Genomic DNA, 16,770 nt, shown 5'->3' on the forward strand with positions numbered 1-16,770 from the left:
GGCGCTGCGGGCGCGGCCGTCGGCCTGCACCTGCTCCGCCCTCCACGCTAACCCACCGGTAGTCCGCATGATCGGACTCTCCGATAACGATCCGCGAACCGCCTGTGGGCTGCGACTCCCCGACCACATCCCGCGGCCCCTCGCCGTGCGCCGGGAGGCCGCGCGGTGTCCCTCGAGTGCTCGCACGGACGCCGAGGGCGGGTCGGCGGGATCGCTCCCGTCGACCCGCCCTCGGCGTGGTCACTCCGCTCGGTGCGAGCGGATCAGTTCTTCTCGTCGGCCGCGTCGTCGGCGCCCTCGGCGGGCTCCTCCGGGGTGACGCGCTCGACGGAGGTGTCCTCACCGGGCTGCTCGGCGCCCTCGGCGGGCTCGACCAGCGCGGTGTCCTCCGCAGCGGCGGTGGTGTCCTCGGCCTTGGCGGCGTTCTTGGCGGCGCCCTCGGCCTCCTTCACCACGGCCTGCTTCGGGGAGTACTCCTCGCTGACCAGCTCGATGACGGCCATCGGGGCGTTGTCGCCCTTGCGGGGGCCGATCTTGGTGATCCGGGTGTAGCCGCCGGGACGCTCCGAGAAGGTCGGGGCGATCTCCTCGAACAGCGAGTACACGACGCCGCGGTCGCGGATGGTGCGCATCACGCGACGACGGGAGGCCAGGTCGCCCTTCTTGGCGAAGGTGACCAGACGCTCCGCGTAGGGGCGCAGGCGCTTGGCCTTGGTCTCGGTCGTGGTGATCGCCCGGTGGCGGAACAGCTCGGTGGCGAGGCCCGCGAGGATCATCCGCTCATGCGCGGGGGATCCGCCGAGCCGGGCGCCCTTGGTGGGTGCAGGCATGGTCGTTCTCCTAGGTGAAGAGGAAGGTCAGTACTGGTCGCCGAAGTCGTCGGAGTAGGACTCCAGGGCGGACGGATCGAATCCGGCCGGGGAGTCCTTCAGCGACAGTCCGAGGTCGGCGAGCTTCGCCTTGACCTCGTCGATGGACTTCTGACCGAAGTTGCGGATGTCGAGCAGATCGGCCTCGGAACGGGCGGTCAGCTCGCCGACGGTGTGGACACCCTCGCGCATCAGGCAGTTGTACGACCGCACCGTGAGGTTGAGGTCGTTGATCGGCAGCGCCAGATCGGCGGCGAGGGCCTGATCCGTCGGCGAGGGGCCGATCTCGATGCCCTCCGCCTCCTGGTTCAGCTCGCGCGCCAGTCCGAACAGCTCGACCAGGGTCTTGCCGGCCGAGGCCACCGCGTCGCGCGGGGTGATGGCCGGCTTGGTCTCGACGTCGACGATCAGCTTGTCGAAGTCGGTGCGCTGCTCGACACGGGTCGCCTCGACCTTGTAGGTCACCTTGAGCACCGGCGAGTAGATCGAGTCGACCGGGACCCGGCCGATCTCGCCGTCGACGCCCTTGTTCTGCGAGGCCGAGACGTAGCCGCGGCCGCGCTCGACGATCAGCTCGATCTCCAGCCGACCCTTCTCGTTGAGGGTCGCGATGTGGAGGTCGGGATTGTGGATCTCCACGCCGGCCGGCGGGGTGATGTCGGCGGCGGTGACGCGACCGGCTTCCTCACGGCGCAGGTACATCACGACGGGCTCGTCGTTCTCCGAGGAGACGACGAGGTTCTTGATGTTGAGGATGACCTCGGTGATGTCCTCCTTGACGCCGGGGACGGTGCTGAACTCGTGCAGCACGCCGTCGATGCGGATCGAGGTGACCGCGGCGCCGGGGATGGAGGACAGCAGGGTGCGGCGCAGGGAGTTGCCGAGGGTGTAGCCGAAGCCCGGCTCGAGCGGCTCGAGGACGAACCGGGAGCGGTTGTCCGACACGACCTCTTCGGTCAGCGTGGGGCGCTGTGCAATGAGCACTGTGGATCCTTTCAGCGAGCGTCCGCCATATGACGCTCAGAAGGGGGCGGTGGGCCTAGAAGGTGGATGGTGTCCAGGATGTCGGGCGCGGCGAGGCCGCGCCCGACGGCTCGCGGCCGGGCGGGGCAGTGCCTCCGCCGCGGCCGACGAGGTCAGACGCGGCGGCGCTTGGCCGGGCGGGTGCCGTTGTGCGGCTGCGGGGTGACGTCCTGGATCGAGCCGACCTCGAGGCCGGTCGCGGTGAGCGAGCGGATCGCGGTCTCGCGGCCGGAGCCCGGGCCCTTGACGAAGACGTCGACCTTCTTCATGCCGTGCTCCTGCGCCTGGCGCGCGGCGGCCTCGGCGGCCATCTGCGCGGCGTACGGGGTCGACTTGCGCGAGCCCTTGAAGCCGACCTGCCCGGCCGAGGACCAGGAGATGACGGCGCCGGTCGGGTCCGTGATGGACACGATCGTGTTGTTGAACGTGCTCTTGATGTGGGCCTGGCCGTTGACGATGTTCTTCTTGTCCTTGCGGCGCGGCTTGCGCGCAGCGGCCTGACGGGTCTTGGTTGCCATACGGCGGAACTCCTCTGGTGGTGTGTGGGTGCGCCCGATCCCTCAGCGGCGCGAAGTGACTGCGGGCCTGCCTCGAGGGCGGCCCGGGCAGCCGATCAGCGGATGCCGCGGATCAGCGAGCCTTCTTCTTGCCGGCGACCGTGCGCTTGGGGCCCTTGCGGGTGCGCGCATTGGTCTTGGTGCGCTGACCGCGCACGGGAAGGCCGCGACGGTGGCGCAGGCCCTGGTAGCTGCCGATCTCCACCTTGCGGCGGATGTCGGCGGCCACCTCGCGGCGCAGGTCACCCTCGACCATGTAGTTCGCCTCGATGTGGTCGCGAAGCTGGACGAGCTCCTCGTCGCTCACCTCGCGCACGCGCTTGTCGCCGGAGACGCCGGTCGCGGCCAGGGTCTCCAGGGCGCGGGTGCGTCCCACGCCGAAGATGTACGTCAGGGCGACTTCGAGGCGCTTTTCGCGCGGAAGATCGACTCCCACCAGACGTGCCATGTGCATTGCTCCTACTGTTCCGGAGGCCTGATCCGACGCCTCGTCCACGGGCGATGTCCCGGGACGCCGCAGCCTCCGAGCTGCGGGTGGCCGGCCCGAGGGCCGGTGGTGTCGGTTCTTCTGTTGTGTGTCCGACGGATCGGACGATGCCCCTGAGGGGCTGCCGTCCGCGCGGGACGGCGGTCACGGCAGGTGCCGGGACGGGCGGAGTGCTCCGCTCAGCCCTGGCGCTGCTTGTGACGGGGGTTCGAGCAGATCACCATGACGCGCGAGTGGCGACGGATCACCTTGCAGTTGTCACAGATCGGCTTGACGCTCGGATTGACCTTCATAGCTTTCCTTCTCCCGGGACGATCACTTGTAGCGGTACACGATGCGGCCCCGGTCGAGGTCGTAGGGGCTCAGCTCGACGACCACGCGGTCCTCGGGAAGGATGCGGATGTAGTGCTGGCGCATCTTCCCGGAGATATGCGCGAGCACCTTGTGCCCGTTGTCGAGCTCGACCCGGAAGCGCGCGTTCGCGAGCGCCTCCGTGACCCTGCCCTCGACTTCGATCACGCCGTCCTTCTTCGCCATGCCTCCCCAATCTCCCGCCTCCGGCACGCCGGGGGCCGAGTTCCGCGTTCCTGAACCTTCAGGCCCTGCACACCGGCCGCCGGGTGGCGGTACGGTGGTCAACGAGGGTGGCGCCGCGGCGCCTCGTCGGACTCGCTCGTCGATCCGGCGGGGCCGGACGACGTGTCAGTGCGACGGGACTGCTGAACAGCGCGATGACGACGACGCGTTCGGAGCACACCCGATGGACGAGCCTACACGCCCCGCCCCACGAGGGCGAGCATCGGGGACGATGAGGCCGCTCACGTCACAGTCCGGGCCGGCCCGTCGGGCTCCGGAGCCCCGCCTCACTCCCCCGCCCGGGGCGCGCCGGGTCCGGCCAGGGGGTCCGGGGCCGCGGTGATGCCGCGCCGGGCGAGCTCGGCGGCGCCGCCGTCGCCCTCGGTGAGCACCAGCAGCCCCTGGTCGGTGACCGCCACGGAGTGCTCGGCGTGCGCGGCGCGGCCGCCGGCGGTGGCGCGGACGGTCCAGTCGTCGTCCTCGAGCTCCCAGTTGCCGGGGCCCTGGATGAGCATCGGCTCGATCGCCAGGCAGAGGCCGCTGCGCACGCGCGGACCCCGGGAGCGGGTGCGGTAGTTCATGACGTCGGGGGCCTGGTGCATGGCGGTGCCGATGCCGTGGCCGCCGAAGCCCTCGAGGTGGGACAGGGAGTCCCCCGCCGCCTCGGCGACGAAGTCCTCGATGGCCGCGCCGATCTCCCCCACCCGCTGGGCGGAGGCGAGCGCGGCGATGCCGGCCCACAGCGCCTCCTGCGTGATCCGCACCAGCTCCTGGTCGCTGACCGAGCGGGGGGCGCCCACGATGTGGGGGCGGGCGGCGTCCGAGTGCCAGCCGTCGATGATCAGCCCGCCGTCGATGGAGACCACGTCCCCGTCCTGCAGCGGGCGGTCGTCGGGGATCCCGTGCACCACCACCTCGTTGACGCTGATGCACAGCGTCGCCGGGTAGCCCTGGTAGCCCAGGAAGTTGGGGGTCGCGCCGGCGTCGCGGATCATGTCGTGGGCGAGGGTGTCGAGCTGGTTCGTGGTGATCCCCGGGCGGATCGCCGCGGCGAGCATCTCGTGGACCTCGTGCAGCAGCTTCCCGCTCCGGCGCATCACCGCGATCTGCGCGGGGGTCTTCAGCTCCACCCGTTCGGGCCGGATGCTCATCGTGCGGCGAGGGCCTCGCGCAGGGAGGCGGTGACCTCGTCGATGGCGGCCATGCCGTCGACCCGGCGCACCAGGCCGCGGCGCTGGTAGACGTCGATCAGCGGGGCGGTCTGCTCCGCGTACACGTCCAGGCGGTGGCGGATGGTCTCCTCGGTGTCGTCGCTGCGACCCAGCTCGGCGCCGCGGGCGACCAGGCGGCCGATGACCTCCTCGGGCTCGACCACCAACAGCAGCACCAGGTCCAGCGAGGTGCCCAGCTCCTCGAGCACCGCGTCGAGCGCCTCGACCTGGTCGAGGGTGCGGGGGTAGCCGTCGAGCAGGAAGCCGTCCCGAGCGTCCTCCTGGGCGAGCCGCGAGCGGACCATGTCGTTGGTGACGGAGTCCGGGACGTACTCGCCCTTGTCCATGTAGGACTTCGCGAGCACGCCCAGCTCGGTCCGCCCCGAGACGTTGGCGCGGAAGATGTCGCCGGTGGAGATGGCGGGGATCGACAGCTCCTCGGCGATGCGCACGGCCTGGGTGCCCTTGCCCGCGCCGGGCGGGCCCACGATCAGCAGTCGGCGGGCGGCGGAGGCGGCGTCCGTGGAGGCCGCGTCGGGGGTGGAGGTCACCGGAGGATCCCTTCGTAGTGGTGCTGCTGGAGCTTCGCGTCGATCTGCTTCACGGTGTCGAGGCCGACGCCGATGATGATCAGCAGCGAGACGCCGCCGAGCGGGAAGTCCTGGGAAGCACCGAGGTAGACGAGTGCGAACAGCGGGATCAGGCAGATCACCGCGAGGTAGACGGCGCCGGCGGACTGGATCCGGCTGATCACGTAGCGCAGGTAGCGCTCGGTGGGCTTGCCGGCCCGCACGTTGGGGATGAAGCCGCCGTACTTCTTCATGTTGTCGGCGATCTCCTCCGCGTTGAAGGTGATCGAGACGTAGAAGAAGGCGAAGAAGACGATCATGCCGACGTACACGACGGCGTAGACCCAGGAGAAGGAGAAGCCGAGCACGAGGTGGGTGTTGACCCACTGCACCCAGCCCGCCTCGGGGTCCCCGAAGGAGGCGGCCATCTGCGGCAGCGCCAGGATCGAGGAGGCGAAGATGACGGGGATGACGCCGGCCTGGTTGACCTTGATCGGGATGTAGGTGGACGTGCCGCCGTACATCCGGCGTCCCACCATGCGCTTGGCGTACTGCACCGGGATCCGGCGCTGGGACTGTTCGACGAAGACCATGCCGACCATCACCACCAGCGCGACCAGCAGCACCAGCGAGAAGGTGATCCACCCCTGCAGCTGCAGCACCTGGCCGAGGGAGGCGGGGAAGGAGGCCGCGATCGAGGTGAAGATCAGCAGCGACATGCCGTTGCCGATGCCGCGCTCGGTGATCATCTCGCCCATGAACATGATCAGCACGGTGCCGACGGTCATCGTCATCACCATCAGCAGCAGCGTCGGGATCGACTGGTCGGGGACCAGCTCGAGGTTGCAGCCGACGAAGAAGTTCCCGGAGCGGACCAGCGTGATGATGGTCGTGGACTGCAGGATGCCCAGGCCGATGGTGAGGTACCGGGTGTACTGGGTGAGCTTGGCGGTGCCGGAGGCGCCCTCCTTGTGGAGGGCCTCGAAGCGCGGGATCACCACGCGCAGCAGCTGCACGATGATCGAGGCGGTGATGTAGGGCATCACGCCGAGCGAGAAGATGGACAGCTGCAGCAGGGCACCGCCGGAGAACATGTTGACCATGCCCAGCACGTTGGCGCCCTGACCCGAGGCGGCCTGGTCCGCGCACATCATCACGTTGGTGGCGTCGAATCCCGGGGTGGGGATGAAGACGCCGAGGCGATAGACGGCGATCAGACCGAGCGTGAAGAGGATCTTCGCCCTCAGCTCGGGGGTGCGCAGCGCGCGCACGAACGAGTTCACCTGTTTCCCTCCTGGAGGTCCTGGGACGGGGACCAGGCTGGCACCGTCCGTCCCGGCGCCGCGGCGTCCGAGCGGCCCACGGACCGGCCCCGATATGACGACGGGGCACCGCCGCACAGATTATTCTGCGCCACGGTGCCCCGTCAAAAGAGACTCACGCGGTGGTGACGGACCCGCCAGCCGCCGCGATCTTCTGCTCCGCCGAGGCGGAGAACTTCTGCGCGGTGATGTCGAGCTTGACGCTCACATCGCCGGAGCCCAGCACCTTGACGGGCTGGTTCTTGCGCACGGCGCCCTTGGCCACGAGGTCCTCGACCGTGACGGTGCCGCCCTCGGGGAACAGCTCCTGCAGGGTCGCCAGGTTCACGACCTGGTACTCGACCCGGAAGGGGTTGGTGAAGCCGCGCAGCTTCGGCAGCCGCATGTGGAGCGGCATCTGCCCGCCCTCGAAGCCGACGGACACCTGGTAGCGGGCCTTGGTGCCCTTGGTGCCGCGACCGGCGGTCTTGCCCTTGGAAGCCTCACCACGGCCGACGCGGGTGCGGCGGGTCTTGGAACCCGGCGCGGGGCGCAGGTCGTGGAGCTTCAGAGGGCTCTGGTTGGAATCAGTCATGTCAGTCCACCTCTTCGCTCGTCACCAGATGGGCGACGGTGCGGATCATGCCGCGGATCTCCGGGCGGTCTTCCTTCACCACCGTGTCACCGATGCGCTTGAGGCCGAGGCCGCGCAGGGTGGCTCGCTGGCTCTTGGTGCCGCCGATGTCGGATCGGGTCTGGGTCACCTTGATCTGCATCAGGCACCCACCTTCTCCGCGCGAGCCGCGGCGCGGCCTGCGGCCTGGGCGCGCAGCAGCGGGCCCGGGGCGACGTGCTCGACGGGGAGGCCACGACGTGCCGCCACGGCCTCCGGCTCCTCGAGCTGCTTGAGGGCGTCGACGGTGGCCCGCACGATGTTGATCGCGTTGGTCGAGCCGAGCGACTTGGAGAGCACGTCGTGCACTCCGGCGCACTCGAGCACGGCGCGGACCGGGCCGCCGGCGATCACGCCGGTGCCGGGGGCGGCGGGGCGCAGCAGGACGACGCCTGCCGCATCCTCACCCTGGACCGGGTGCACGACGGTGCCCTGGATGCGAGGGACGCGGAAGAAGTTCTTCTTCGCCTCCTCGACGCCCTTGGCGATCGCCGCGGGCACCTCCTTGGCCTTGCCGTAGCCGACACCGACCGTGCCGTCGCCGTCACCGACCACCACGAGGGCGGTGAAGGAGAAGCGACGGCCGCCCTTGACGACCTTGGAGACGCGGTTGATGCTCACGACACGCTCGAGGAACGCCGACTTCTCGGGCTCCTGTCCGCGGCCGCCGCGGCCACCCTGGCGACCGCCGCCGCCCTGACGGGCCCCGCGATCGCTGCTGTTGTTGTTGGCGTTGTCGTCCCGCCGGCCGGCGGCCGCGGGACCATTGCTTCGCTGCGGTGCAGCCATGTTCAGATCCTCTTCTCGTCCTGTGTCCGGGGGGCGATCACAGCGCCAGGCCGGCCTCGCGGGCGCCGTCCGCGACGGCGGCCACACGACCGTGGTACTTGTTGCCGCCGCGGTCGAACACGACGGAGTCGATCCCGGCGGCCTTGGCCCGCTCGGCGACCAGGGTCCCGACGGTGCGGGCCTTCTCCGCCTTGGTGGCCTCGGTGCCGCGCAGGTCCGCCTCCATGGTGGAGGCCGACGCGAGGGTCCGGCCGAGGGCGTCGTCGACGACCTGGACGAAGACGTGGCGCGCCGAGCGGGTGACCACCAGGCGCGGACGCTCGGCGGTGCCGATGACGCGGCGACGGACCCGCAGGTGACGACGGCCGCGGGAGCGCAGCTTGCTGCCGCGGTTGCCCTTGGTGTGCTTGAGTGCGTAACCCATGGTCACTTACCAGCCTTTCCGGCCTTGCGGAGCACGACCTCGTCGGCATACCGCACGCCCTTGCCCTTGTAGGGCTCCGGCTTGCGGATCTTGCGGATGTTGGCCGCGACCTCGCCCACCTGCTGCTTCGCGATGCCGTTGACCGAGAACTTCGTCGGCGAATCGACGGTGAAGGTGATGCCCTCGGGCGCCTTCACCACGACGGGGTGGGAGAAACCGAGGGCGAACTCGAGGTCCGTGCCCTTGGCGGTGACACGGTAGCCCGTGCCCACGATCTCCAGCTTCTTGGAATAGCCCTCGGTGACACCGAGGACGATGTTGTGGATGAGCGTGCGGGTCAGGCCGTGGAGGGCCTTGCTCTCGCGCTCGTCGTCGGGGCGGTTGACGACGATCGAGCCGTCCTCGCCGCGCTCGACGGTGAGGGGAGCCGGCACCACGTGCTTGAGCTCGCCCTTGGGGCCGGTCACCGTGACGGTGCGGTCCTCGATGGTGACGTTCTGGACTGAGGCCGGTACTGCGACCGGCAGGCGTCCGATGCGGGACATATCGGTTCTCCTCTCCCGCTCACCAGATGTAGGCGAGGACTTCCCCACCCACACCCTTCTTGGCTGCCTGCTTGTCGGTCAGAAGGCCGGAGGACGTGGACAGGATCGCCACGCCCAGTCCGCCGAGGACCTTGGGCAGGTTGGTGGACTTCGCGTACACACGCAGGCCGGGCTTCGAGATGCGACGGATCCCGGAGATGGCACGCTCGCGGCCGTCGGAGTACTTGAGCTCGAGGACGAGCTTGGAGCCCACCTCGGCCTCTTCCTCGCGCCAGCCGAGGATGTAGCCCTCTGCCTTCAGGATGTCCGCGATGCGGGCCTTCAACTTCGAGTACGGCATGGACGCGGTCTCGTGGTACGCCCCTGAGGCGTTACGGATCCGCGTCAGCATGTCCGCGATCGGGTCGGTCATGGTCATGTCTGTTGCTTCTTCCTCACCTGGTTTCCCTCGGCGCTGCCGAGGGACCTCTGGCGGTAGTCCTTACCAGCTGCTCTTGGTGACGCCGGGGAGCTCGCCGCGGTGAGCCATCTCGCGAAGGCAGATGCGGCAGAGACCGAACCTGCGGTAGACCGAGTGGGGTCGACCGCAGCGCTGGCACCGGGTGTAGGCGCGCACCGCGAACTTGGGCTTGCGCTCCGACTTCTTGATCAGGGCTGTCTTGGCCATTTCAGTTCTCCTTGAAGGGGAAGCCGAGCAGCTTGAGCAGCGCGCGTCCCTCGTCGTCGGTCTTCGCGGTGGTCACGACCGTGATGTCCATACCGCGGACGCGGTCGATCTTGTCCTGGTCGATCTCGTGGAACATGACCTGCTCGGTGAGACCGAAGGTGTAGTTGCCGTTGCCGTCGAAGTGCTTCGGCGACAGTCCGCGGAAGTCGCGGATGCGCGGCAGCGCGGTGGACAGCAGACGGTCCAGGAACTCCCACATGCGAGCGTTGCGCAGGGTGACGTGCGCGCCGATCGGCATGCCCTCACGCAGCTTGAACTGCGCGATGGACTTGCGGGCCTTGGTGACCTGGGGCTTCTGGCCGGTGATGGCCGCGAGGTCCTTGATGGCGCCGTCGATGACCTTGGAGTCGCGAGCGGCGTCGCCGACGCCCATGTTCACGACGATCTTGGTCAGGCCGGGCACCAGCATGACGTTCTGGTAGCCGAACTGCTCGGTGAGCGCCGGCTTGATGGTGTCGTTGTACTTCGCCTTGAGGCGCGGGGCTGCGGTCACGGTGGTGTTCTCAGACATCAGATGTCCTTCCCGGAGCGCTTCGCGAAGCGGACGCGCACCTGCTTGGAGCGGCCGTTCTCGAGCTCCACGGTCTCGACGCGGTAACCGACCTTGGTCGGCTTGTTGTCCTCCGGGTCGACCAGGGCCACGTTCGAGACGTGGAGGGGGGCCTCGCGCTGCTCGATGCCGCCCGCCCCGCCGGCCTGGTTGGGCTTGACGTGGTGGGTGCGACGGTTGATGCCCTCGACGAGCACGCGCCCGGTCTCGGGGAACACCTGCAGCACACGACCCTGCTTGCCCCGGTCACCGGGCTCCAGGCCGCGCGCGGCGGCCTTGTCGCCGTCGCTCGTGCGACCGGTGATCACCTGGACGAGGTCGCCCTTCTTGATCTTCATCTTGGCCATTTCACAGCACCTCCGGTGCCAGCGAGATGATCTTCATGAAGCGCTTGTCGCGCAGCTCGCGGCCGACGGGGCCGAAGATGCGCGTTCCGCGCGGCTCGCCGTCGGTCTTGAGGATCACCGCCGCGTTCTCGTCGAAGCGGATGTAGGAGCCGTCGGCGCGCCGACGCTCCTTGGACGTGCGGACGACGACCGCCTTGACGACGTCGCCCTTCTTGACGTTGCCACCGGGGATGGCGTCCTTGACGGTCGCCACGATGGTGTCCCCGATGCTGGCGTAACGGCGACCGGAGCCACCGAGAACGCGGATGCAGAGAATCTCCTTGGCACCCGTGTTGTCGGCGACCTTGAGTCGCGACTCCTGCTGAATCACTCGTTCTCCTATCGTCTCACCGGTTCTCTTCCCACCCGCGGGAGCGGGCAGGCCGAGCCTGGCGGAACGGAATGTGGACCATGCCCGGTATCGCGCCCGACCGCAGCTGCGGTCGAGGGCGTCACCGTCGATGGGACCCGGGCACCAAGAAGACCCTCGGCCGGACTCAGGCACTAGCGTGGAGAACGCAGAACGTTCGCTTCTCGTGCGAGGTCTCCGGCGAGGACGGATCTGGTGGTACGGATCCTGTCGCGGACGCACGGTCAGGCGCATCATGGAGATGCGAAAGCCCAGCCATCCGGCAACCGCTCCAGAGTACGCGTCCCGCGCGGGGATGTCACCAGCAGCGGACGTGCGGGGGCGTGTGTGCTTGCTCTCCTGCCCCGGCGCGCGCTCCTCGGCGCCCGAGCCGGCTCCCGGCCGTCTCCCCGCTCCCCCGCTCCCGCGCTGCGTCGCTGCGTCGCCGGATCGCTGGATCGCTGACCGCGACTCCCAGCGCGGTCGGTGCGGCGGAGGGTAGGTTCGTCGCATGATCGACATCGACGTGGCACGACGACTGCAGGCCGCGGGCCTGCCCTGGGAACCGGCCGACGGGGACTGGTTCGTGATCGACAACGAGGAGCTGCGGGACGAGCACTTCATGCTCTCCTCGATGGTCATCGAGCGCGGGGTGGGCCGCGCCGGCGGCGAGCTGTTCCGCTTCAACGGCACCACCGAGTGGGCGCTGGACTCGGTGGAGCAGCACGAGGCGCTCTGGATCCCGCGGGCGGACCAGCTGCTCACCGCGCTCGGGGCCGCCTTCCGGGCCCTGGCCCGCGGCGCCGACGGCACGTTCACGGTGAGCTTCGGCCCCGCCGGGGCCGAGCCCCGCGAGGTGCGGGCGCCGGCCGCCGAGGACGCCCTCGCCGGGGCGCTGCTGGTGCACCTGACCGACTGAGCCCGCCCGGCGGCGCCGGCGCCGCCCCGGCGCCCACCGGGCACGGCGCCCACCGGGCACAGCAGAAGGGCCGGCCCTCCCCCGTGGGGTGGGACCGGCCCTTCTCAGGTGCCGTGCGCGGTCAGCTCGACCGGCTCCGGATCACTTGGCGCGTTCGATGATCTCCACCAGACGCCACCGCTTGGTCGCGGAGGTCGGGCGGGTCTCCATCACGAGGACGCGGTCGCCGATGCCGGCGCTGTTGTCCTCGTCGTGTGCCTTGAACTTGCTGGTCTTGGTCGTGACCTTGACGTAGCGGGCGTGCTTCACACGCTCCTCGACCTCGACCACGATCGTCTTGTCCATCTTGTCGGAGACCACGAGACCGCGGACGGTCTTGCGGTAGGGGCGCTCGGAGGACGACGCGTGCGCGCCCTCCGCCACATGCTCCTCGGCGGCCGCGTTCGCGGCCTGGGTGTTCTCAGTCATGTCTGTTCCTCGCTTCGCGGTCACTCGGCGCTGCCGGGCGCCTGACGGATGCCCAGTTCGCGCTCGCGCAGGATCGTGTAGATCCGTGCGATGTCCTTCTTGACGGACCGCAGACGGCCGGAGCTCTCGAGCTGACCGGTGGCGGACTGGAAGCGAAGCTTGAACAGCTCGTCCTTCGCCTTCGCCAGCTCCTCGGCCAGCTTCGCGTCGTCCAGCTTGTCGAGTTCATCGGCGGTGAGCTTGGTCGCTGCCATCAGATGTCACCACTCTCTCGGCTCAGGATGCGGCTCTTCATGGGGAGCTTGTGCATCGCCAGGCGCAGTGCCTCGCGAGCCACCTCCTCGTCGACGCCGGCGATCTCGAACATGACCCGTCCCGGCTTGATGTTGGCGATCCACCACTCGACCGAACCCTTGCCGGAGCCCATGCGGACCTCGGCAGGCTTCTTGGTGAGCGGACGATCGGGGTAGATGTTGATGAACACCTTGCCGCCGCGCTTCATGTAGCGCGTCATGGCGATACGAGCCGCCTCGATCTGACGGTTGGTGACGTAGGCGGGCTCGAGAGCCTGGATGCCGTAGTCGCCGAACGCCAGCTCGGTGCCGCCCTTGGCCATGCCGCTGCGGGTCGGGTGGTGCTGCTTGCGGTGCTTGGTCCTGCGGGGGATCAGCATGTCGCTCAGGCCTCCGTTCCGGACTGCTGTGCGGGAGCGGACGCCTGCTCGGCGGGAGCCGCGGCCGGAGCAGCGGACTGCTCGGCGTTGTCCCCACGACGCGCGGTGGCGTTGCGCTCGTTACGACGGCCGCGCGGACGCTCGGCACGCGGGCCCCGGGCGCCGGAGCGCGGACCCTGCGAGGCGGCCTGCTGGGCCGCGAGCTCCTTGGCGGTGACGTCGCCCTTGTAGATCCACACCTTCACGCCGATGCGGCCGAAGGCGGTACGGGCCTCGTAGAAGCCGTAGTCGATGTTCGCGCGCAGGGTGTGCAGAGGCACGCGCCCCTCGCGGTAGAACTCGTTGCGGCTCATCTCGGCGCCGCCGAGGCGACCGGAGACGGCCACTCGGATGCCCTTCGCACCGGCGCGCTGCGAGGACTGCATGCCCTTGCGCATCGCGCGACGGAAGGAGACGCGGGCGGCGAGCTGCTCGGCGATGCCCTGAGCGACCAGCTGCGCATCGGCCTCGGGGTTCTTGACCTCGAGAATGTTCAGCTGGATCTGCTTGCCGGTGAGCTTCTCGAGCTCGCCGCGCAGGCGCTCGGCCTCCGCACCGCGACGCCCGATGACGATGCCCGGGCGGGCGGTGTGGAGATCGACGCGGACTCGATCGCGGGTGCGCTCGATCTCGACCTTGGAGATGCCGGCTCGTTCCATTCCATCGGACATGAGCTTGCGGATCGCGACGTCTTCCTTCACGTAGTCGCGATAGCGCTGCCCTTCCTTGGTGGAATCGGCGAACCACCGGCTGCTGTGCTCCGTGGTGATCCCGAGGCGGAACCCGTGCGGATTGACCTTCTGGCCCATTCGGGACTCCTTACTTGTTCACGGGAGCGACCACCACGGTGACGTGGCTGGTGCGCTTCTTGATCTGGAAGGCTCGACCCTGTGCTCGCGGCTGGAACCGCTTCATGGTCGGGCCCTCGTCGACGTAGGCGGCGGAGACGACGAGCTCGCGCTCATCGAAGCGCTCCCCCGTCTGATCTGCCTTCACCCGCGCGTTGGCGATCGCGGACTCGACGAGCTTGAGGACGGGCTCACTGGCGGCCTGCGGTGCGAACCGCAGGGTGTTCAGGGCCTCGGCCGTGCTCTTGCCACGAATCAGGTCCACAACGCGGCGAGCCTTCATGGGCGACATGCGGAGGTACCGCACCTGCGCCTTGGCTTCCATTGCTGTCCTGCTTTCTTCTGGATGTCGGGACGTGCTGCCGTGCTGACCGTGGTCAGCGACGACGGCCCTTTCTGTCGTCCTTCTCGTGGCCCTTGAAAGTCCGCGTGGGAGCGAACTCGCCGAGCTTGTGACCGACCATCGACTCGGTGACGAACACCGTGACGTGCTTGCGGCCGTCGTGCACTGCGAAGGTGTGGCCGAGGAAGTCCGGGGTGATCACCGAACGACGCGACCAGGTCTTGATCAGGTTCTTGGTGCCCTTCTCGTTCTGGACGTCCACCTTCTTCTGAAGGTGGTCGTCCACGAAAGGACCCTTGGCGATACTGCGAGGCATAGTCTCTGAATCTCCCTATCAGCGCTTCTTGCGACGGCGGCGCACGATGAGCTTGTCGCTCTCCTTGCCGGGGCGGCGGGTACGGCCCTCAGGCTGTCCCCAGGGCGAGACCGGGTGGCGACCACCGGAGGTCTTGCCCTCGCCGCCACCGTGCGGGTGGTCGACGGGGTTCATGACGACACCACGGACGTGGGGGCGCTTGCCCTTCCAGCGCATGCGGCCGGCCTTGCCCCAGTTGATGTTGGACTGCTCGGCGTTGCCGACCTCGCCGATGGTGGCGCGGCAGCGCGCATCGACGTTGCGGATCTCGCCGGACGGCATGCGCAGCTGCGCATACGGCCCGTCCTTGGCGACCAGCTGCACCGAGGCGCCGGCGCTGCGGGCGATCTTGGCCCCGCCACCGGGACGCAGCTCGATCGCGTGCAGCACGGTGCCCAGGGGGATGTTGCGCATCGGCAGGTTGTTGCCGGGCTTGATGTCCGCGCCCGGACCGTTCTCGATCCAGTCGCCCTGGCGCAGCTTGGCCGGGGCGAGGATGTACCGCTTCTCGCCGTCGGCGTAGTGCAGCAGCGCGATGCGCGCGGTGCGGTTGGGGTCGTACTCGATGTGAGCGACCTTCGCCATGACGCCGTCCTTGTCGTGGCGGCGGAAGTCGATCACGCGGTAGGCCCGCTTGTGGCCACCGCCCCGGTGACGGGAGGTGATGCGACCGTTGTTGTTGCGTCCGCCGGTCTTGCTCAGCGGACGGACCAGCGACTTCTCCGGCGTGGACCGGGTGACCTCGACGAAGTCGGCGCCACTCGAGCCGCGACGACCGGGCGTGGTCGGCTTGCTCTTACGAATTGCCATGTGGGTTTCCCTCAGACTCTCTTCGGCTCCTCGGTGATCGATCGCCTCAGGCGACCGACCCTCCGAAGATGTCGATGGCTCCGTCTGCCAGGGTGACGATGGCGCGCTTGGTGTCCTTGCGCTTGCCGGTCCCGAAGCGCGTGCGACGCGACTTGCCCTGACGGTTGATCGTGTTCACCGAGGAGACCTTGACGTCGAAGATGTTCTCGACGGCGATCTTGATCTCGGTCTTGTTGGCGCGGACGTCCACCAGGAAGGTGTACTTGCCCTCGTCCATCAGCCCGTAGCTCTTCTCGGAGACCACCGGGGCCAGCAGGACGTCGCGGGGATCCTTGTTCAGCGAGGTCACTTCGACTCCTCCTGTGCGGCCTCATCGGCCGGGGTGGACTCCTTGACAGCGTTCACGAACCCGGCGGCCTTGGCGGCCTCCTCGCTCGCGAACCAGACCTCGGCCTTGGTGCGGCCGTACCAGGGGGAGTCCGGGGTGTGGAACTTCTTGGAATCCTGCTTGGCCTTGATGGCGAAGCCCTCGGGGGCGGAGCCGTCGGCCAGAGCAGCCGCCGAACCCTCGCCGAAGGGCGCCTCCTCGGCGGCCGGGGCCGCAGTCTTCGCCGTGGCGAAGGTCGAGGTGGGCAGGGCCAGAGTGGCCTGGGCCACGAAGTCCTCGAGCGCGTCGGCGGTGAAGACCACGTCGTCGGAGAGCATGACGTCGTAGGTGTTCACCTGGTCCGCGTACAGGACGTGGGTGGCCGGCAGGTTGCGGGTGCTCAGCGCGCCCAGGTCGTCGTCACGACGCACGACCACCAGCAGGTGGCGACGGTCCGAGACGTGCGACAGGGTCACGCGGGCGGCCTGGGTGGAGGCCGCGTCGCCCTCGAGGAGGGAGGAGACCACGTGGATGCGGCCGTTGCGGGCCCGGTCCGAGAGGGCACCGCGCAGCGCGGCGGCCTTCATCTTCTTGGGGGTGCGCTGGCTGTAGTCGCGCGGGACGGGCCCGTGGACGACGCCGCCGCCGGCGAACTGCGGGGCGCGCAGGGAGCCCTGGCGGGCACGACCGGTGCCCTTCTGCTTCCAGGGCTTCTTGCCGCCGCCTCGCACCTCGGCGCGGGTCTTGGTCTTGTGCGTGCCCTGGCGGGCCGCAGCCTGCTGGGCGACGACCACCTGGTGGATCAGGGGCACGTTGGTCTGCACGTCGAAGATCGACGCAGGCAGCTCGACGGTGCCGGACTTCTTGCCGGCCGTGTCGAGCACGTCGACGGTCAGGTTCGCTGCCATCGGG

The 16,770-nt window shown here is 69.1% G+C and carries 29 protein-coding genes; 1 reads left to right on the forward strand and 28 read right to left on the reverse strand.

The window, feature by feature from the left end; translation table 11 throughout:
* Positions 1-263: 263 nt before the first annotated feature.
* The 19 genes from rplQ to rplN all read right to left on the reverse strand — a co-directional run bounded on the left by rplQ (position 264) and on the right by rplN (position 11,018).
* Positions 264-830, reverse strand: coding sequence for a 50S ribosomal protein L17 (gene rplQ / locus ACOJUI_RS12810; protein WP_422115336.1), 567 nt, complete (start codon positions 828-830; stop codon positions 264-266).
* Between the two features lie 27 nt (positions 831-857).
* Positions 858-1,853: a DNA-directed RNA polymerase subunit alpha gene (locus ACOJUI_RS12815; protein ID WP_422115337.1), complete on the reverse strand. Its 996-nt coding sequence runs from the start codon at positions 1,851-1,853 to the stop codon at positions 858-860.
* Between the two features lie 152 nt (positions 1,854-2,005).
* Positions 2,006-2,410: a 30S ribosomal protein S11 gene (rpsK, locus tag ACOJUI_RS12820; RefSeq protein ID WP_422115338.1), complete on the reverse strand. Its 405-nt coding sequence runs from the start codon at positions 2,408-2,410 to the stop codon at positions 2,006-2,008.
* A 112-nt stretch (positions 2,411-2,522) separates the two neighbouring features.
* Positions 2,523-2,897: a 30S ribosomal protein S13 gene (gene rpsM, locus ACOJUI_RS12825; protein WP_422115339.1), complete on the reverse strand. Its 375-nt coding sequence runs from the start codon at positions 2,895-2,897 to the stop codon at positions 2,523-2,525.
* A 218-nt stretch (positions 2,898-3,115) separates the two neighbouring features.
* Positions 3,116-3,229 (reverse strand): 50S ribosomal protein L36, encoded by a 114-nt coding sequence (gene rpmJ, locus ACOJUI_RS12830; protein WP_299298739.1) that lies wholly within the window; start codon positions 3,227-3,229, stop codon positions 3,116-3,118.
* A gap of 22 nt (positions 3,230-3,251) precedes the next feature.
* The gene (gene infA, locus ACOJUI_RS12835) at positions 3,252-3,473 is read right to left on the reverse strand and encodes a translation initiation factor IF-1 (RefSeq protein WP_089064401.1); all 222 of its coding nucleotides are present in this window, start codon (positions 3,471-3,473) and stop codon (positions 3,252-3,254) included.
* A gap of 326 nt (positions 3,474-3,799) precedes the next feature.
* Positions 3,800-4,663: a type I methionyl aminopeptidase gene (gene map, locus ACOJUI_RS12840; protein WP_422115340.1), complete on the reverse strand. Its 864-nt coding sequence runs from the start codon at positions 4,661-4,663 to the stop codon at positions 3,800-3,802.
* A complete protein-coding gene (locus ACOJUI_RS12845) occupies positions 4,660-5,274 on the reverse strand; it encodes an adenylate kinase (protein ID WP_422115341.1) in 615 nt (204 codons plus the stop codon). The genes map and ACOJUI_RS12845 overlap by 4 nt, the downstream gene beginning before the upstream one ends.
* Positions 5,271-6,575, reverse strand: coding sequence for a preprotein translocase subunit SecY (gene secY / locus ACOJUI_RS12850; RefSeq protein ID WP_422115342.1), 1,305 nt, complete (start codon positions 6,573-6,575; stop codon positions 5,271-5,273). Before secY ends, ACOJUI_RS12845 begins: the two co-directional genes overlap by 4 nt.
* Positions 6,576-6,729: 154 nt before the next feature.
* Positions 6,730-7,188, reverse strand: a complete 459-nt coding sequence (gene rplO / locus ACOJUI_RS12855) for a 50S ribosomal protein L15 (RefSeq protein ID WP_422115343.1) — start codon at positions 7,186-7,188, stop codon at positions 6,730-6,732.
* A 1-nt stretch (position 7,189) separates the two neighbouring features.
* Complete coding sequence (gene rpmD, locus ACOJUI_RS12860) at positions 7,190-7,372, reverse strand: 50S ribosomal protein L30 (protein ID WP_422117668.1); 183 nt, start codon at positions 7,370-7,372, stop codon at positions 7,190-7,192.
* Positions 7,369-8,055, reverse strand: a complete 687-nt coding sequence (gene rpsE / locus ACOJUI_RS12865) for a 30S ribosomal protein S5 (RefSeq protein WP_422115344.1) — start codon at positions 8,053-8,055, stop codon at positions 7,369-7,371. The genes rpmD and rpsE overlap by 4 nt, the downstream gene beginning before the upstream one ends.
* A gap of 37 nt (positions 8,056-8,092) precedes the next feature.
* On the reverse strand, positions 8,093-8,479 hold the full coding sequence (gene rplR, locus ACOJUI_RS12870) for a 50S ribosomal protein L18 (RefSeq protein ID WP_422115345.1): 387 nt from the start codon (positions 8,477-8,479) through the stop codon (positions 8,093-8,095).
* Positions 8,480-8,481: 2 nt separating this feature from the next.
* Positions 8,482-9,024 carry a 50S ribosomal protein L6 gene (gene rplF / locus ACOJUI_RS12875; protein ID WP_422115346.1) on the reverse strand — a complete coding sequence of 181 codons (543 nt, stop codon included), beginning with the start codon at positions 9,022-9,024 and terminating at the stop codon, positions 8,482-8,484.
* Between the two features lie 19 nt (positions 9,025-9,043).
* Positions 9,044-9,442, reverse strand: a complete 399-nt coding sequence (rpsH, locus tag ACOJUI_RS12880) for a 30S ribosomal protein S8 (RefSeq protein WP_422115347.1) — start codon at positions 9,440-9,442, stop codon at positions 9,044-9,046.
* Between the two features lie 63 nt (positions 9,443-9,505).
* Positions 9,506-9,691, reverse strand: coding sequence for a type Z 30S ribosomal protein S14 (locus tag ACOJUI_RS12885; protein WP_422115348.1), 186 nt, complete (start codon positions 9,689-9,691; stop codon positions 9,506-9,508).
* A 1-nt stretch (position 9,692) separates the two neighbouring features.
* Positions 9,693-10,262: a 50S ribosomal protein L5 gene (gene rplE / locus ACOJUI_RS12890; protein WP_422115349.1), complete on the reverse strand. Its 570-nt coding sequence runs from the start codon at positions 10,260-10,262 to the stop codon at positions 9,693-9,695.
* Entirely contained in the window at positions 10,262-10,648 is a 387-nt protein-coding gene (rplX, locus tag ACOJUI_RS12895; protein WP_422115350.1) for a 50S ribosomal protein L24, read from the reverse strand. Before rplX ends, rplE begins: the two co-directional genes overlap by 1 nt.
* Before the next feature lies 1 nt (position 10,649).
* Positions 10,650-11,018 carry a 50S ribosomal protein L14 gene (rplN, locus tag ACOJUI_RS12900; protein WP_109274686.1) on the reverse strand — a complete coding sequence of 123 codons (369 nt, stop codon included), beginning with the start codon at positions 11,016-11,018 and terminating at the stop codon, positions 10,650-10,652.
* A gap of 529 nt (positions 11,019-11,547) precedes the next feature.
* On the opposite strand from rplN, the gene ACOJUI_RS12905 reads away from it, so the two are divergent.
* On the forward strand, positions 11,548-11,955 hold the full coding sequence (locus ACOJUI_RS12905; RefSeq protein WP_422115351.1) for a hypothetical protein: 408 nt from the start codon (positions 11,548-11,550) through the stop codon (positions 11,953-11,955).
* A gap of 141 nt (positions 11,956-12,096) precedes the next feature.
* Here the strand turns inward: ACOJUI_RS12905 and rpsQ are convergent, their stop codons facing one another.
* Genes rpsQ through rplD form a run of 9 tightly spaced genes read right to left on the reverse strand, consistent with a single transcriptional unit; the run spans position 12,097 to position 16,766 of the window.
* Positions 12,097-12,423 (reverse strand): 30S ribosomal protein S17, encoded by a 327-nt coding sequence (rpsQ, locus tag ACOJUI_RS12910; protein ID WP_422115352.1) that lies wholly within the window; start codon positions 12,421-12,423, stop codon positions 12,097-12,099.
* A 20-nt stretch (positions 12,424-12,443) separates the two neighbouring features.
* Positions 12,444-12,677 (reverse strand): 50S ribosomal protein L29, encoded by a 234-nt coding sequence (gene rpmC, locus ACOJUI_RS12915; RefSeq protein ID WP_329747469.1) that lies wholly within the window; start codon positions 12,675-12,677, stop codon positions 12,444-12,446.
* Positions 12,677-13,096, reverse strand: a complete 420-nt coding sequence (rplP, locus tag ACOJUI_RS12920) for a 50S ribosomal protein L16 (protein WP_422115353.1) — start codon at positions 13,094-13,096, stop codon at positions 12,677-12,679. Before rplP ends, rpmC begins: the two co-directional genes overlap by 1 nt.
* A gap of 5 nt (positions 13,097-13,101) precedes the next feature.
* The gene (gene rpsC / locus ACOJUI_RS12925) at positions 13,102-13,944 is read right to left on the reverse strand and encodes a 30S ribosomal protein S3 (RefSeq protein ID WP_422115354.1); all 843 of its coding nucleotides are present in this window, start codon (positions 13,942-13,944) and stop codon (positions 13,102-13,104) included.
* Between the two features lie 10 nt (positions 13,945-13,954).
* Complete coding sequence (rplV, locus tag ACOJUI_RS12930) at positions 13,955-14,308, reverse strand: 50S ribosomal protein L22 (RefSeq protein WP_422115355.1); 354 nt, start codon at positions 14,306-14,308, stop codon at positions 13,955-13,957.
* Positions 14,309-14,360: 52 nt separating this feature from the next.
* The gene (gene rpsS / locus ACOJUI_RS12935) at positions 14,361-14,642 is read right to left on the reverse strand and encodes a 30S ribosomal protein S19 (protein ID WP_422115356.1); all 282 of its coding nucleotides are present in this window, start codon (positions 14,640-14,642) and stop codon (positions 14,361-14,363) included.
* Between the two features lie 18 nt (positions 14,643-14,660).
* The gene (rplB, locus tag ACOJUI_RS12940) at positions 14,661-15,491 is read right to left on the reverse strand and encodes a 50S ribosomal protein L2 (protein WP_422115357.1); all 831 of its coding nucleotides are present in this window, start codon (positions 15,489-15,491) and stop codon (positions 14,661-14,663) included.
* A 46-nt stretch (positions 15,492-15,537) separates the two neighbouring features.
* A complete protein-coding gene (rplW, locus tag ACOJUI_RS12945) occupies positions 15,538-15,840 on the reverse strand; it encodes a 50S ribosomal protein L23 (protein WP_422115358.1) in 303 nt (100 codons plus the stop codon).
* Positions 15,837-16,766, reverse strand: coding sequence for a 50S ribosomal protein L4 (gene rplD / locus ACOJUI_RS12950; RefSeq protein WP_422115359.1), 930 nt, complete (start codon positions 16,764-16,766; stop codon positions 15,837-15,839). The genes rplW and rplD overlap by 4 nt, the downstream gene beginning before the upstream one ends.
* Between the last annotated feature and the right edge of the window lie 4 nt (positions 16,767-16,770).

The sequence above is a fragment of the Brachybacterium sp. UNK5269 genome (assembly GCF_049266655.1).
GTDB lineage: Bacteria > Actinomycetota > Actinomycetes > Actinomycetales > Dermabacteraceae > Brachybacterium.